Origin of the sequence: Bacillus cereus group sp. MYBKT111-2, assembly GCF_051915205.1 — a bacterium.
GTDB lineage: Bacteria > Bacillota > Bacilli > Bacillales > Bacillaceae_G > Bacillus_A > Bacillus_A paranthracis.
Genome location: NZ_JBQAEG010000005.1, coordinates 144,641 through 160,292 on the forward strand (window position 1 = coordinate 144,641; position 15,652 = coordinate 160,292).

Genomic DNA, 15,652 nt, shown 5'->3' on the forward strand with positions numbered 1-15,652 from the left:
AAGTCCCCCTATTTTCCTGACAAAATTTCTTGCTCCATCATATTTATAATACTGAATATTTCGTCTTTTTTAGTTTTTAATGCAGCCTTATTTACAATCATTCGAGCAGATATAGAATACATTTCCTCAAATACAATGAGTCCATTTTCTTGTAATGTTTTTCCTGTTTCAACAATATCAACAATCGCATCTGCCAATCCAAGAATAGGAGCAATTTCTACAGAACCTTCTATTTTAATAATTTCTACATCCTCTCCTTTATCATGAAAATAGTTAGAAGTAATATGTGGATATTTCGTCGCAATGCATTTCTTCCGGTAGCTCTTCGGATTATAAGTAGGAATAGAAGCGACACAAAACTTACACACGCCTACTCCTAAATCTAGCATTTCATAAATATCTTTCTCGTTTTCCATTAAAATATCTTTTCCAACGACTCCGATATCCGCTACTCCATGTTCTACATAAGTAGCAACATCTACTGCTTTCACTAAAATAAATGAGATATCCGTATTTTTACTTTGAAAGACAAGTTTTCTTCCTTTATTTTTGAGCTCTGAACAATCAATTCCAATCTGCTCAAAGAGCGGAATTACATGTTTTTCTAATCTCCCTTTCGTTAACGCAATTTGAATGTTACGCATGAAGTTTCTCCTTCTTTCTGGACGATCCATTTCTCTTTCCATACATATTCCACTAATGATTCGTTCTTTGCCTCAACGACCGTTACAATTTGATTTTTTCTAGCAAATTGAAAAGTATCATTTAAATTAGAGAATAAAGATAGCGCTACTTTTTTCCCGTCCTTTTGAAGTAAATTTCGTAATCGTTCCGCTTCTGCTAATCTATTTAACTCGTAATGAATCATAATATCTATTCTCTTTCGTTCATATGGCTCTTGCTGCTCTTGCAGCGCCTTTACAATTTGATTAACTTGCACCGCGAGTCCAACAGCCGGTAACATTTCTCCAAAATTTCCAATTAACTCATCATATCTTCCTCCACTAACAATTTCTTCTCCAATTTCATATATATACCCTTTGAAAATAACACCTGTATAATAGTCCAAATGTTGAATCATTCCTAAATCAATTGATATGTAAGATCCATAGCCTAGTTTTTCAATTGCTTCATATATTTCTTTCACTCTTGTAATAGCCATTTTCATTTCATTACTTGAGGCGAGTTTTTCTGCTTCCTCAATCACTTCTAAATTCCCAAATAACCTCGGTAATTTCTCCAGTAACTTTACTGTTTCATCACATCGATCTAATTTCTTATCTCTAATAAAATTGGATAAAGCGGCATAATTTTTACTTTCAATATATGTTCTAAGAACTTTCTCTTCTTCCTCATGAATGGAGAGCTTTTTGACAATACATTTATATAACTGTACTTGCCCAATCTCTATTGTAAAAGATTGCACCTTCAACTTTTGAAGTGATTGAATGACGCTTATAACACATTCAATTTCAGCTCTTACATTATCAATACCGATAATTTCAATACCACTTTGCACGATCTCATTATATTTTCCAGTAAGGGACTCATTCGCTCGAAATACATTTCCGCTATACGTCACTTTAAGTGGTGTATCACACCTCTGCGTTCCGATCACTCTCGCTAAAGGAATTGTCATATCTGGACGCAATACGATAATCCTTCCCTTTTCATCAAAAAATTTATACATCTTTTCTTCATCTATCGGCCTGCTTTGAAAGGCGAACACATCATAAAATTCAATTGTTGGTGTCCTTATTTCTTCATAACCTCTCTCTAAAAAAGTACGCCTTAATTTTTGCTCCACTTCTTCAATTAACATACATTCTTCGAATAAATAATCTCTCGTTCCATTTGGATTTGCCCGTTTCCATTTTGTCATCGAAATTCTCACACCTTTCCCTTTCTAATGTATGCTTATTTCATGCACCTAAACCGAAAATAAAAAGAGCCTTGTAGATAAAATATACCTACAAGGCTCTTTAGTAGCGTGTAGGTACAACGGGAATAACCCTTGCACCTACACGTTTTCACGCTAGGTTCAAGGGCTTTATGTATGATGATGTAGTTGTGTAAGCATTTTAATAGATTGCATTGTTTTCATAATACTTACTCCCTTTCTCCTCTAATTTTTACATAGTATATAATACTTAATTCTGAATGTAAATACATTTTAAATATTCCGTTATCTTTTAATATACAGCTATCCTTCTTTCATACTCTTTTATTTCTTGTTCATATTGCATTGTAATACTAATTTCATCTAAACCATTTAATAATTTCTCTTTCCACATTTTCTCGATTGTAAAATGAAACCTGTGCGTACTTGTTGTAATTACTTCATTCTCTAAATCTACTTCTATTTGTTCTCTTGCATCCGTTTTGGCAAGCTTTTCTCGCATTTCTTTATCCATTACAATTGGTAACATACCATTCTTCATACAATTCATATAAAAAATATCTGCAAACCCTCCCGCGATAATTACGCGGAAACCATAATCAGCAAGTGCCCACGGTGCGTGTTCTCTTGAAGAACCACATCCAAAATTATCACCTGTAATTAATATACTTGCTCCTTTTCTATCTGGTGCATTTAGTGGGAAATTAGGGTTTTCGTGTCGTTCATTATCATATCGCCACTCATCAAATAAAAACTTTCCAAACCCAGTTCTTTCAATTCTCTTTAAATATTGCTTCGGAATAATTTGATCTGTATCAATGTTATCATTCATAAGTACTGCGGCAGTACCTTTATGAATACGAAATGGCTCCATCATAACTCTCCTTTCTAGTATCAACAAAATGACCATATAACGCAGCTGCTGCCGCCATTGCTGGGCTAACTAAATGTGTTCTTGCTCCTTTTCCTTGTCTTCCTTCAAAATTACGATTTGAAGTGGAAGCGCAATGCTCTCCCTCAGGTACTTGATCTGGATTCATTCCAAGACACATGGAACATCCAGGTTCTCTCCATTCAAATCCCGCTTCTTCAAATATGTGATGTAGTCCTTTTTGCATCGCCGCGTCCCTTACTCTTTTCGATCCAGGCACAACGAGTGCTCGCACACCTTCTTTTACCTTTCTCCCTTTCACAACAGCTGCAGCAATTTCTAAATCAGAGAGCCTGGAATTTGTACAAGATCCAATGAAAACATGCTGAACTGGAATATCATACGTACTTTGTCCAGGGCTTAATCCCATATAAGAAAATGCTCTTTCGTCATTTACATCATGTTTTTCTGGCAATTTCTCATCAATACGAACTCCCATACTCGGATTTGTTCCCCACGTAACGTATGGCGCTAAATCTGTAACATCTATCGAAATATGTAAATCATAAATTGCATCTGCATCTGTATAAAGTTCAAACCATTTCTTCTCGAAAGTTTCATAGTCTCTCGGTGCATATTTACGTCCTTTTACATAAGCAACTGTTTTTTCATCCGGCGCGATAATACCCGCTTTTGCTCCTCCTTCAATCGCCATATTACAAAGCGTCATTCTCTCTTCCATCTCCATAGCCTGAATCGTCTCTCCGTAAAATTCCATTACGTATCCAGTTCCAACTGCTACACCGTACTTTGAAAGGAGATGCAAAATAATATCTTTTGCATAAACGCCTTTCTGTAATTTTCCTTTTAACTCAATTCCCATCGCTTTCGGTTTTCTTTGCCATAACGTTTGCGTTGCCAATACATGTTCCACTTCACTCGTACCAATACCAAATGCTAGCGCGCCAAACGCACCGTGCGTTGCTGTATGACTATCACCACAAACAATTGTTTTTCCTGGCTGCGTGAGCCCAAGTTCTGGTCCGATAACATGAACGATCCCTTGCTCTTCATCTCCGATATCTGCTAACGGCACCTGAAATTGTTTACAATTTTCCCGAAGTGTATCTAATTGCTGCTTCGCAATGCGATCGGTAATATTCCAAACATCTTTCGTTGGAATATTATGATCCATCGTTGCGAATGTTAAATCTGGTCTGCGTACCGTTCGATTTGTAAGCCGCAAGCCTTCAAAGGCTTGCGGTGACGTTACTTCATGAACAAGGTGCAGATCGATATATAATAAATCTAATCCATTTTCATTTGTCGCAACTACGTGTCTTTCCCAAAGTTTATCTAGCAACCTTTTCCCCATTATCTTCCTCTCCCTACTAGCGCTTGCTCTTCCATTTCTTGCATTACTGCCTTCGTAAATGAAGTTGTCGTTTCAGTCCCCCCGATATCTGCTGTACATTTTCCTAATTTAAGGACTGCTGAAATCGCTTCTTCAATTGCACACCCTTCTCTCGTTAATCCGAACGATTGTCCAAGCATCATGGCAACAGAGCGCATCATCGCAATTGGATTCGCCTTATTTTTCCCGGCAATATCCGGTGCCGATCCGTGAATAGGCTCGTATAATGAAGGACCCTTTTCCGCGTGACTTGCTGACGGAAGCATTCCTAATGATCCAGCTAATACGGAAGCTTCGTCACTTAAAATATCCCCAAATAAATTTTCTGTTACAATTACATCAAACCGTCCTGGATTCCGAATTAACTCCATAGCAGCTGCATCTACTAAAATATGTTCTAGTTCAACATCTGGATAACGAAGTGCTACTTCTTCTGTTACAGTTCTCCATAGTTTACTAGATTCTAAAACATTCGCCTTATCAATAGATGTTACTTTTTTCTTCCGTTTACTCGCTAATTGAAAAGCATAAGAAACGATACGTTCAATTTCATGGCGATGATACGTAAGTGTATCCGTTGCTACTTCGTCGGTTCGTTCTTTCGGATAAGAAAAATAAATCCCACCTGTTAATTCACGAACGACAACGAAATCAATTTCATCAGCCTTTTTTAATGGCGATAAATGTGCCGTTGCACTTTCTACCGTTACAGGGCGAACGTTCGCAAATACACCGAGCCCTTTTCTTAAAGCTAATAATCCTTTCTCTGGTCTTTCTTTCGCACTATCCCACCTTGGTCCACCAACTGCTCCTAGTAAAACCGCATCACTTGCTAAACAAGCGGCAAGCGTTCGTTGTGGTAATGGTTGCCCATTTAAATCGATAGCACTCCCGCCGAAGTACTCATCTTGCAAATGAAAATGATGACCATATAACCTTTCTACCATATGCAATACTTCCTTCGCACTTTCCATAACTTCCGGTCCAACCCCATCACCAGCTAAACAAACGATACGTTTTTCCAATTTCAACACTCCTTTTAACTGAATTTTCAGAACTTTAATTCGATAGGTGAGAATAGCCCCTCTCACCTATCAAACACTTATTTCACAAGCTGGATAAAAGATTTCAATTTCCCCGCTGCGTGGACATATGCTCTCGCCGACGCTTCCAATACGTCTTGCGCAACACCAAAACCTGATACTTGATGTGTTCCTTCTTTTAATTCAACATGAACATGAGCCAGTGCATCTTGACCTTGTGTAATAGATTGTATGCGATAATCCGCCAATTCACATTCTAATCCTAAAATTCTTTGGATTGCATTATAAATTGCTTCAATACTACCAGAGCCAGTAGCTGCATCTTCGAATACATTTCCTTCCTCATCTTTTAGTACAACTGTCGCACATTGTGTACTATTTGATACGAAATGTACTTGCAGTTGCGTAATATTAAATTGCTGAGCCGCAAATGCTGCTTCACCAAGCATAAGTGCTCGTAAATCTTCCTCCGTAATTTCCTTCTTACGATCAGCTAATTTTTTAAACGCTTCAAACACTGCATCTCGTTCTTCCGTTGTAAATTCATAGCCAAGCTCTTTCATTTTTTCTGTAAACGCGTGACGTCCAGAATGTTTTCCAAGTACAAATAGATTTTGAGATTCGCCTACTAACTCTGGTTCAATAATTTCATACGTTGTCACTTCTTTTAGAACGCCGTCTTGATGAATTCCGGATTCATGAGCGAATGCATTCGCTCCCACGATTGCTTTATTTTTCGGTACAACCATACCTGTTAATCTGCTTACTAATGTACTTGTCGCTTTAATTTCTTTTAGCGTCATAGAAGGCTCTGCTTGATAGAAATCTTTTCTAATATGAAGAGCAACTGCGACTTCTTCTAATGCCGCATTCCCTGCTCTCTCTCCAATTCCATTAATTGTTCCTTCTACTTGCAATGCTCCCCCTTCAACTGCAGCTAACGAATTTGCTACAGCCATTCCAAGGTCATCGTGACAATGACAAGAGAAAATTGCTTTTTCATATGAAGGAACGGATTCTTGTAAGTACTTAAAAAGAGAATAATATTCTTCTGGATTCGTATATCCAACTGTATCTGGAATGTTAATTACATTGGCTCCTGCACGAATCGCAACTTCTACTGCCTCAGCTAAAAAATCTCTTGCTGTTCTTGTCGCATCTTCTGCAGAAAATTGTACTGTTGGAAATAATGATTTTCCAAGTGTAACAGAACGATGAATACTATCTAACACATCCTCTTTTGACATACAAAGTTTATATTTCATATGAATATCACTCGTAGCTAAAAATACGTGTAAACGAGGAGATACCGCACCTTTCACAGCTTCATATGCTCTTCGAATGTCGCTTTCTTTCGCTCTAGCTAAACTCATAACTGTAGCATTTTGAATTGTATTCGCGATGCGTTTTACCGATTGAAAATCCCCTTCGGAAGCTGCTGCAAAGCCAGCTTCCATTACGTTAATACCAAGTCTCTCTAATTGTTTCGCAATTTGCAATTTCTCTTGTTCATTTAAATTCACTCCTGGTGATTGTTCGCCATCACGTAGCGTCGTATCCATGAACAAAATCTGCTTCATATTATTTCATCCCTACCTTTACTCGTGGCTGTACGAAAGGCATCATTTCACGTAATTTACGTCCAACTACTTCGATTTCATGTTCATTTTCTTTCTCATTTGTCGCATGGAAATTCGGTCTTCCTGCTTTATGCTCTGCAATCCAACCTCTTGCAAATGTACCATCTTGAATTTCTGCTAGTACTGTACCCATCGCTTTCTTCGTATCTTCCGTTACAACACGTGGTCCTGATACGAAGTCGCCCCACTGCGCTGTATCTGAAACTGAATATCTCATATTTTCAAGTCCACCTTCATACATAAGGTCAACAATAAGTTTCAGTTCATGTAAACATTCAAAATATGCAAGTTCCGGCTGATATCCGGCATCAACTAACGTTTCAAATCCAGCTTTCACCAGCGCAGTTACTCCGCCGCAAAGTACAGCTTGCTCTCCAAATAAATCTGTTTCCGTTTCTTCTTTAAATGTCGTTTCTAATACACCAGCTCTCGTCGCTCCAATTCCATCAGCATAAGAAAGTGCCTTTTCAGTCGCAACTCCTGTTGCATCTTGGTATACTGCAAATAATGCAGGAACAGCTCCGCCTTCAACAAATGTACGGCGTACAAGATGTCCTGGACCTTTTGGCGCTACTAGAAATACATCTACATTCGCTGGTGGTTTCACTTGATCAAAGTGAACATTAAATCCGTGTGCAAAAACGAGAGAATTTCCTGCCTGTAAATTTGGCGCAATTTCCGCTTCATATACTTCTGGTTGCAGTTCATCCGGTAGCAAAATCATTACTACATCAGCCTGCTTTGCTGCTTCTGCTACTGCATATACAGAAAATCCATCTTCTTTCGCTTTATCCCAAGACTTCCCTTTTCTCAGCCCTACTACTACATCAAATCCGTTATCACGTAAATTTTGCGCATGCGCATGACCTTGCGAGCCATATCCAATGATTGCTACTTTCTTTTCCTTTAATACATTTACCGTTACATCTTTCTCATAATAAACTTTAGCCATTTTCATTTCCCCCTATATTTAAATGATTATTGAATTAACATAACTTGCTTATCTTGTTTTTTCATACTACGCGTAAAGGCTGTTACCCCTGTTCTTGCAATTTCTTTCAAACCGTATGGACGAAGCAATTCAATTAACGCTTCTACTTTCTCCTGCGTACCTGTTACCTGTACCACTATGGAATCCTTCCCAACATCTATTACAGCGGCTCGAAACGGTTCAATTAAACTATATAATTCCGCCCTCGCTACTGAAGTTGCTACTTTAATAAGTGCAAGTTCTCTTGCGATCATCGCTTCTTCTGTAATATCTGATACTTTCAAAACATCAATTTGCTTATGGAGTTGTTTAATTAACTGCTCAACTTGCTGTTCATTTTCAACGTGTACAACAATCGTCATACGCGATATGTCCGACGATTCCGTATGACCTACTGAAATACTTTCAATATTAAAATGTCTTCGTGTCATAACACCTGTAATTCGGTTTAACACACCACTTTGATTTCGAACTGTTGCTGTAACAATTCTCTTCACCTTTTTTCCACTCCCTCCATTTGGTGAACACCTTTCCCTGGCGCAACCATCGGCATTACCTTTTCTGATTGAAGTACACGGCAATCAATTACAACTGGCTCTTGTAATTGAATTGCATGCTGCAATTGTTTCTTTGCAAGAAGTGGATCATCTATGCGAACCCCTTTTATGCCATACGCATTCGCAAGAGCAACGAAATCTGGTTGACACGATAGTAAAGAGTGCGAATATCTTTTGTTATAAAATTCATCTTGCCATTGTCTTACCATTCCTAAAGCTTCATTATTTAAAATAAATACTTTAACAGGTAAAGAGTGTTCTTTTAACACACTTAATTCTTGCAGAGTCATTTGAAATCCAGCGTCACCAACAATTGCAATAACTAATTCATCAGGCTTTGCAATTTGGGCACCAATTGCTGCTGGAAATCCGAAGCCCATCGTTCCTAGTCCTCCTGAAGTTACCCATTTATCTGGAGTTTTCAGCGGATAATATTGGGCTGCCCACATTTGATGTTGCCCCACATCTGTTGTTACAATCGCTTCTCCTTTCGTAATTTCATATAGCATATCAATTGCATATTGAGGTTTAATACTTTCAGAATTTCGTTTATAGGAGAATGGATACTTTTCTTTTCTATTCTTTAATAAAGAGATCCACTCATGATGATTTTCTTTCCTTCCTTCTGGTTGAAGTAATACTTGGAGCGCTTGCTTAGCACTTGCAACAATAGGAATTTCAGTCGGCACATTTTTTCCGATTTCTGCTGGATCAATATCAATATGCGCGACAGTCGCCTCTTTCGCAAAATAAGCTAAATTTCCAGTAAGACGATCATCGAATCTCGCACCTATATTAATGAGTAAGTCGCATTCATATAACGCCATATTAGCTGTGTAAGAACCATGCATTCCTCCCATCCCTAGAAAAAGTTCATCATCTGGCGGAAAGCCACCAAGACCAAGTAATGTATGCACAACAGGAATTTCATATTTACGAGCAAAACTTGTTAATTCCTTTGAAGCTTTCGCATGCAATACACCTGCTCCAGCTAAAATTAATGGCTTGTTTGCAATCTGAATTGCTTGTAATAATTTGTTTATTTGCAGTAGATTCGGTTCATAATTAGGGTTGTATCCTGGTAAATCCATTTGCACATCACTACATCGTTCGCCTTGCTCTACTACCATATCTTTCGGAAGGTCAATAACGACTGGGCCTGGTCTTCCTGTTCTAGCAATATGAAATGCTTCTTTAATAATTCGAGGTAAATCTGAAGCCTTTCGCACTTGATAATTATGTTTTGTCACCGGCATCGTAAGTCCCATAATATCGGCTTCTTGGAAAGCATCACTTCCAATTAACGTTGTCGCTACTTGCCCTGTAAATACAACAAGTGGTAACGAATCAATCATCGCATCTGCTAGACCAGTAATCACATTTGTAGCACCCGGTCCACTCGTTGCAATGACAACCCCTGGATTGCCAGTAATTCTGGCATATCCTTCAGCAGCGTGAATAGCACCTTGTTCATGCCTTGTTAAAATATGCGGAATTTCACAGTCATAGAGTGCATCATAAAGAGGTAAAACAGCACCACCAGGATAACCAAAAATCACTTCTACTCCTTCCTTTTCTAGCGCTTCTAACAATAGCTGTGCACCAGTTGCCAGTTTCTCTTCCGTTTTTGAAGACATTGTTCTTATAAGCCCCCTTTTAAAAACTTTTATCAATAAAAAAAATCCTACGTCCACACTCCAGCTATGTGCTGAAGGGACGAAAGATTTCGCGGTACCACCCTTCTTTGCAAGAATACTCTTGCCTCAGTGACCCATAAAATGAGTCTAGCTAATAACGGAGCTACCGTCTAAGCCTAGACAAATGCTTCAGCTTAGCACTCAAGGGCGATGTTCGTCGACGTGAACCATCGGTTTCCAGCAACCACCGACTCTCTGTGAGGCTTCACAATCAACTACTCCTCCCTATCAACGCTTTCTTATGTTATAAAAAGTTGTTATCCAGCTTTATTTTCTTCGTAAATTTTCTCTCCATCTTCTATAACTAACTTTCGGAATTCTTCTAATAAACGATTCGTATGTGGACCCGTTTGCCCTAAACCAATCGTTCTACCATCTACTGTCGTAACAGCAATTACTTCCGCTGCTGTTCCTGTTAAAAATACTTCATCAGCTACATATACGTCATGTCTTGTAAATAACTCTTCTCTAACGTCATATCCAAGTTTTTCACCAATTTCTAAAATAGCATTTCGTGTAATGCCTTCTAACGCTCCAGCAGAACTTGGTGGTGTAATTAATTTATTTCCTTTTACAATAAATACGTTATCCCCTGAGCCTTCAGCTACGTATCCTTGATCATTTAACATAAGCGCTTCTTGTACTCCAGCCAATTTCGCTTCGATGCGAACTAAAATATTGTTTAAGTAATTTAAAGATTTTACTTGAGGCGACAATACATCTGGACGGTTTCGGCGCGTTGCAACTGTTACAACTGGAATCCCTTTTTCATAATATTCTTGTGGGAATAAAGATAGTTGTTCTGCAATTACTACTACATTCGGTTTTTTACAAGAATCAGGATCTAACCCAAGATTTCCTGCTCCTCTCGATACAACTAGGCGAATGTATCCATTAGATAATTTATTTTGTCGAATCGTCTCAACAACAATATTCGTTACTTCATCTAAAGAATATGGAATTTCTAACATGATGGATTTTGCTGATTCATATAACCGGACAAGATGCTCTCTCAAACGGAAAACATTACCGCTATAAACTCTAATTCCTTCAAATACTCCATCTCCATATAAATAACCATGATCATATACTGATACTTTTGCCTCGTCTTTTGGAACAAATTCTCCATTTAAGAAAATCCATTGCTCGTTCACTGGAAAGCGCCTCCTATGTTCTATGAATTTTTTATTGTTTCCTAGTTTACTCTCCTTTCTAAATAAATCAAGTGAATTTTTAGAAAATTTATAATTTTTATTCGTACGTACATCTTTAATTATATTGATTTAACAACATTGTTAACGTTTACAAAAAGTCAAAAAATTTTTTTCGTCAATTTCCATTAAAAAAATATTTGTTTAAAAGAAGGATTTTCGTCAATTGATACGAATCTATTGTATTCAATAAACGGATGTCCGTTTTTATAAATTCGGGAATATACAACGACTTTTGCTGAAAAAGGGGGAAAATAATAAAAATAACGCTGTCTAAAAATAACATTCATATTTTTCATTTCGGAATCATAATCCTATTTTTAAAAAACAATTTGTCAAAATGAAGGAGGAAATCAATATGGCGTGTGTACAAATTAAAGGAACGAGACAAGAGGTAGTAGAAATGCTTCAACTATTTGATCTAATGGATACGAAAGGTTTTTGTAAATTCGATAATTATGTAGAGGTAGAACCAAATAATAAAAAACATAACAATTTTATTGCTTCAATCGACATTCATTCAAATACTTCTTCCGCCCAAGATACTCTAAACGATCAATTCGTAAGTCAAATGCTTACTGGTGTATATAACGACTAAATAAAGTCGTACTTTAATCAGGCTACCCGTAAATAACAGATAAATATATGCTTCCTACCGTCTTTATATAAATATATACGATGAACTTGAGCATACTAACAACTAGATGGTAGGAGGTGAGAATTATGGCTAAAATTGGTGTTGAAAATTCGTTAACAGATGTCCAACAAGCTCTTCAGCAACAGGGGCATGAAGTCATTACAATTAACTCGGAACATGACGCACAAGGATGCGACTGTTGCGTTGTAACTGGGCAAGATTCTAATATGATGGGTATTGCAGATACATCAATAAAAGGATCGGTAATTAACGCCCACGGTTTAACAACAGATGAAATTTGCCAGCAAGTTGAGAGCCGCATTTAAATTCAATACAAAAAAGAAAGAGGACCCCTTTTGAAAAGGAGTCCTCTTTTTTATATTCACCTAACGGGAAAGTAACATATACTGGATGAAAGCCCTACCTCTCTCTCATCATTACGGTTCCACTGACCGCTCCTTGATTCACTAGTATACCTATAAAGCCTATAATTATAATTTATAGGGTTTGTTCACAAAAGTTGTTGGTAAAACTACCCGATCTTTCGCAAACTTTTCGTATTATATTTATAAGATTTATTTACTTTACACTAGCTGTAACCGAGACACGAATTAAAATTTTAACATCAATATAGCAACTTGTCAACATTTTTCACAAATTTAAAACAGACAATAACGGTTTGTCTGTTTTAGAATGGAGCTTTTTCTTTTATTACATATACAACAAAACCGCTTACTAACATACATAAGCCAACTACTAAGTTTTTGATATTAATCATAAATTCCTCTCCCTTATTCCACACATCATATATATTTACAGTTCAATTATTCCGATCATCCTAAAGCGCACTTTTTCTAATATATCATAATTCCTAAAAAATGCAAGTTCACCTTTAGCGACCATTTACAAATTTATCTACAGTGCTTGGTACGGTATTTAAAGCTTTTTCAATTAAATGTGTACTACTATTGAGATGCAATACTTGCACACCGTTAGAACCAACTACTAAAAAAGCAACTGGGCTAATAGAAACCCCAGCCCCGCTTCCGCCTCCAAATGGATGACTTTGCTTATTCTCTTTATGCTGCCCTTGTCCATTATTATGTTTTTCGGAAATAAATTCACCTTTAAAGTCACTTCCTCCAGCTCCAAAACCAAAGGCCACTTGAGATACTGTTAATACTACATTTCCGTCAGCTGTTGAAACTGGACTTCCAACAATCGTATTTACATCTACCATCTCTTTTAAATTTGTCATTGCTGTTTTCATTAAATTTTCAATTGGATGTTCCATTATGTATTGCACCCTTTCCTCATTATTCTTTTTTATACTTTCCAAAATAGAGGAAGTCATACTAACTTTTCCTATTTCAAAAAAACAATCTTCACCTTTTAAATGGATATTACTCCCTGTACATACTCGGATAAAAAGGAAAAAGAGATACATACTACTATTGAACCTTGTTATGAAAGGAGTCATGACTTTGACTGAGAAATTTGATGAGTATAAAAAAAGAGATAGAATAGATAGTGATTATAGTGACTATAAAGAAGAATATGCAGCTGAGGTTGCACCACAGCGCATTGATTATGATTACGATGAGAAGGAACATAAAGATGATGTAAGATCGTCCGCTGCTGGATCAACGGCTGGCTTTATCGCTCTTGCCTTATCTATCTTATCACTTTTCACCTTCCCAACATTATTCGGTCTTGTTTCTGTACTACTAGGTATTTACGCTTATAACCGCGGAGCTACTGTAACTGGTGGTATCGCTGCGATTGTCGGTGGAATTGCAGCACTCATTGCAATTTTATTCCGAGTAGCGCTTATCGGCTTATTGTTCTCCCTCTTTTAAAAAGAAAAAGGTATCTCGCTTATGCGGGATACCTTATCCTGTAAATACATCTTCTGACGGATATTTAATTTTTTGTTTTGCTGGTCGCGCTAAAGAAAATACAAGTGTTAACGGTCCGATTAATCCACAAAACATAACAAACATAATCATACATTTTCCAAACGCTGATAACTTTGCAGTAATTCCCATCGTTAATCCTACTGTTCCAAACGCTGAAATTGTTTCAAATAGTAACTGAATAAAACTGAAGTCTTCTGTAAGCATTAACATAAATACTGCTGCAAAAATAAGGATTTGACTAGCAACGGCAATTGCTAATGCTCTCGTTACTGTCGACATTTTAATTGTGCGCTGAAATAATACGATTTCCTCTTTCTTTCTAAAGAAAGAAAGAACAGATGTAACTAAAATAACAAACGTTGTTAATTTAATCCCTCCACCTGTTGATACACTTCCTGCACCAATAAACATTAAAACCATCGTAAATAATATAGATGATTCTTCCATTCCCCCGTAGTCAACTGTATTAAATCCAGCCGTACGAGGAGTAATCCCTTGGAAAAAAGAAGCCCATAACTTTTCATTTAACGGTAAATTCCCTAACGTCTTCACATTATTATATTCCAATACAAAAATCACAATCATCGCTATCACATTTAGCGCTACCGTTCCAATAATCATGATTTTGGAATGAAGCGATAGTTTTCGAAAACTCCGGCTATACCATATATCAATTAGTACGGTAAATCCGAGACCGCCTATTACGATTAAAGAGCAAATCCCAATATTAATAATCGGATCGCCTACATACCTTGTTAAATTATCCGGCCATAGAGCAAATCCAGCATTATTATAAGATGCGATCACGTGAAAAATACTATAGTATACACCTTTTCCAAAGCCAAACTCTGGAATAAAACGAAATGATAAAAAGATGACTCCAATAAACTCAATACAAATTGAAAATATAAAGACACGTTTTACTAATTTTACGAGACCACCTATATTTGTCTGATTAAATGCCTCTCCAATTAATAAGCGATGACGTAATCCGATTTTTTTACCTAATACCCAAACAATTAAAATGGCAATTGTCATAAGACCTAAACCGCCCGTTTGAATTAAAAACATAATTACAATTTCGCCAAACATCGTAAACGTACTTGCAGTATCTACTACTCCCAATCCCGTTACAGTTGCTGCTGATGTTGCCGTAAAGAAAGCATCTACCCAACTAATATGTACTTTCGTTGCGAATGGTAACTTTAATAACAAACCGCCAACCACAATTAAGCAGAAAAAACCTAATGCTAATATTTGTGGTGGATTTAATCGTATAATACGATTATACAGCCTTTGTCTTTTTGTTACTTCCATATTCACTAGCTCCCTTTTTCCCCTCATAACTAAAGGCTTATAAAAAACCTTAAATAGCAGGATAAACCTTATATTCTTATAATATAGTTGAGCATAATCCTTTTTTTCATAGTTTTCAACTTTTATTTATACTCGAACTTCACTTCATTTATGAAAAGACTCTTTCTATTATAAATACCCTTACTCTATAACTCTCACAACAATCATTTTATATGTATCATTGCTTAAATCCTCATACCTTTCACTCTATGTTCACATAGGGGTCACATCTATCTTTTATAGTATATGTATCGGAGCTGTTCCTCCCTAATTTATAAGACATTCCCCAGTGTCTTGAACAGCTTTCCATCCCTAATTAAATTGACATAAATTGTCCCCTTCCTTAGGCCATCATATGTGATGGTCTTATTTTTTGTCTTTTTATCTTCTATTTAAAACTCCCTCTCTCTTTCACT

16 protein-coding genes and 1 other annotated feature are annotated in these 15,652 nt (G+C 36.9%); of the genes, 3 read left to right on the forward strand and 13 right to left on the reverse strand.

Translation table 11 applies throughout. From position 1 onward, the window contains the following. Positions 1-8: 8 nt before the first annotated feature. The 10 genes from hisG to ilvE form a co-directional block, all read right to left on the reverse strand. Positions 9-644: an ATP phosphoribosyltransferase gene (gene hisG, locus ACTFNE_RS15955; RefSeq protein WP_001244470.1), complete on the reverse strand. Its 636-nt coding sequence runs from the start codon at positions 642-644 to the stop codon at positions 9-11. Then, positions 620-1,882 carry an ATP phosphoribosyltransferase regulatory subunit gene (hisZ, locus tag ACTFNE_RS15960; protein WP_270706233.1) on the reverse strand — a complete coding sequence of 421 codons (1,263 nt, stop codon included), beginning with the start codon at positions 1,880-1,882 and terminating at the stop codon, positions 620-622. Before hisZ ends, hisG begins: the two co-directional genes overlap by 25 nt. Before the next feature lie 310 nt (positions 1,883-2,192). Beyond that, positions 2,193-2,774 (reverse strand): 3-isopropylmalate dehydratase small subunit, encoded by a 582-nt coding sequence (gene leuD, locus ACTFNE_RS15965; protein WP_270706239.1) that lies wholly within the window; start codon positions 2,772-2,774, stop codon positions 2,193-2,195. Continuing rightward, positions 2,752-4,146, reverse strand: coding sequence for a 3-isopropylmalate dehydratase large subunit (leuC, locus tag ACTFNE_RS15970; RefSeq protein WP_000518108.1), 1,395 nt, complete (start codon positions 4,144-4,146; stop codon positions 2,752-2,754). The genes leuD and leuC overlap by 23 nt, the downstream gene beginning before the upstream one ends. Further along, positions 4,146-5,210 (reverse strand): 3-isopropylmalate dehydrogenase, encoded by a 1,065-nt coding sequence (gene leuB, locus ACTFNE_RS15975; RefSeq protein ID WP_000415369.1) that lies wholly within the window; start codon positions 5,208-5,210, stop codon positions 4,146-4,148. Before leuB ends, leuC begins: the two co-directional genes overlap by 1 nt. Positions 5,211-5,287: 77 nt before the next feature. After that, a complete protein-coding gene (gene leuA, locus ACTFNE_RS15980) occupies positions 5,288-6,808 on the reverse strand; it encodes a 2-isopropylmalate synthase (RefSeq protein WP_074543507.1) in 1,521 nt (506 codons plus the stop codon). Between the two features lies 1 nt (position 6,809). Further along, a complete protein-coding gene (gene ilvC / locus ACTFNE_RS15985) occupies positions 6,810-7,820 on the reverse strand; it encodes a ketol-acid reductoisomerase (RefSeq protein WP_001151724.1) in 1,011 nt (336 codons plus the stop codon). Positions 7,821-7,846: 26 nt separating this feature from the next. Next, the gene (gene ilvN, locus ACTFNE_RS15990; RefSeq protein ID WP_000822948.1) at positions 7,847-8,356 is read right to left on the reverse strand and encodes an acetolactate synthase small subunit; all 510 of its coding nucleotides are present in this window, start codon (positions 8,354-8,356) and stop codon (positions 7,847-7,849) included. Next, entirely contained in the window at positions 8,353-10,053 is a 1,701-nt protein-coding gene (gene ilvB / locus ACTFNE_RS15995) for an acetolactate synthase large subunit (RefSeq protein ID WP_000095851.1), read from the reverse strand. Before ilvB ends, ilvN begins: the two co-directional genes overlap by 4 nt. Positions 10,054-10,125: 72 nt before the next feature. Then, positions 10,126-10,354 (reverse strand) — a binding site (T-box leader). A 16-nt stretch (positions 10,355-10,370) separates the two neighbouring features. Further along, positions 10,371-11,267 (reverse strand): branched-chain-amino-acid transaminase, encoded by an 897-nt coding sequence (gene ilvE / locus ACTFNE_RS16000; protein ID WP_270706236.1) that lies wholly within the window; start codon positions 11,265-11,267, stop codon positions 10,371-10,373. Positions 11,268-11,682: 415 nt separating this feature from the next. Here ilvE and ACTFNE_RS16005 point away from each other — a divergent pair, with 415 nt between their 5' ends. Continuing rightward, positions 11,683-11,922 carry a DUF3911 family protein gene (locus ACTFNE_RS16005; protein ID WP_000752509.1) on the forward strand — a complete coding sequence of 80 codons (240 nt, stop codon included), beginning with the start codon at positions 11,683-11,685 and terminating at the stop codon, positions 11,920-11,922. Between the two features lie 125 nt (positions 11,923-12,047). Next, positions 12,048-12,287: a YkuS family protein gene (locus ACTFNE_RS16010; protein WP_001062580.1), complete on the forward strand. Its 240-nt coding sequence runs from the start codon at positions 12,048-12,050 to the stop codon at positions 12,285-12,287. Positions 12,288-12,649: 362 nt separating this feature from the next. Here the strand turns inward: ACTFNE_RS16010 and ACTFNE_RS16015 are convergent, their stop codons facing one another. Next, positions 12,650-12,739: a hypothetical protein gene (locus ACTFNE_RS16015; protein ID WP_000608225.1), complete on the reverse strand. Its 90-nt coding sequence runs from the start codon at positions 12,737-12,739 to the stop codon at positions 12,650-12,652. A gap of 114 nt (positions 12,740-12,853) precedes the next feature. Continuing rightward, positions 12,854-13,315 (reverse strand): GerW family sporulation protein, encoded by a 462-nt coding sequence (ytfJ, locus tag ACTFNE_RS16020; protein WP_001997038.1) that lies wholly within the window; start codon positions 13,313-13,315, stop codon positions 12,854-12,856. A gap of 112 nt (positions 13,316-13,427) precedes the next feature. Between ytfJ and ACTFNE_RS16025 the strand changes: the two genes are divergently transcribed. Beyond that, on the forward strand, positions 13,428-13,820 hold the full coding sequence (locus ACTFNE_RS16025) for an imidazole glycerol phosphate synthase (RefSeq protein WP_001997037.1): 393 nt from the start codon (positions 13,428-13,430) through the stop codon (positions 13,818-13,820). Positions 13,821-13,853: 33 nt separating this feature from the next. On the opposite strand, the gene ACTFNE_RS16030 is transcribed toward ACTFNE_RS16025, so the two are convergent. Next, positions 13,854-15,197 carry a TrkH family potassium uptake protein gene (locus tag ACTFNE_RS16030; RefSeq protein WP_000454133.1) on the reverse strand — a complete coding sequence of 448 codons (1,344 nt, stop codon included), beginning with the start codon at positions 15,195-15,197 and terminating at the stop codon, positions 13,854-13,856. Positions 15,198-15,652 lie beyond the last annotated feature (455 nt).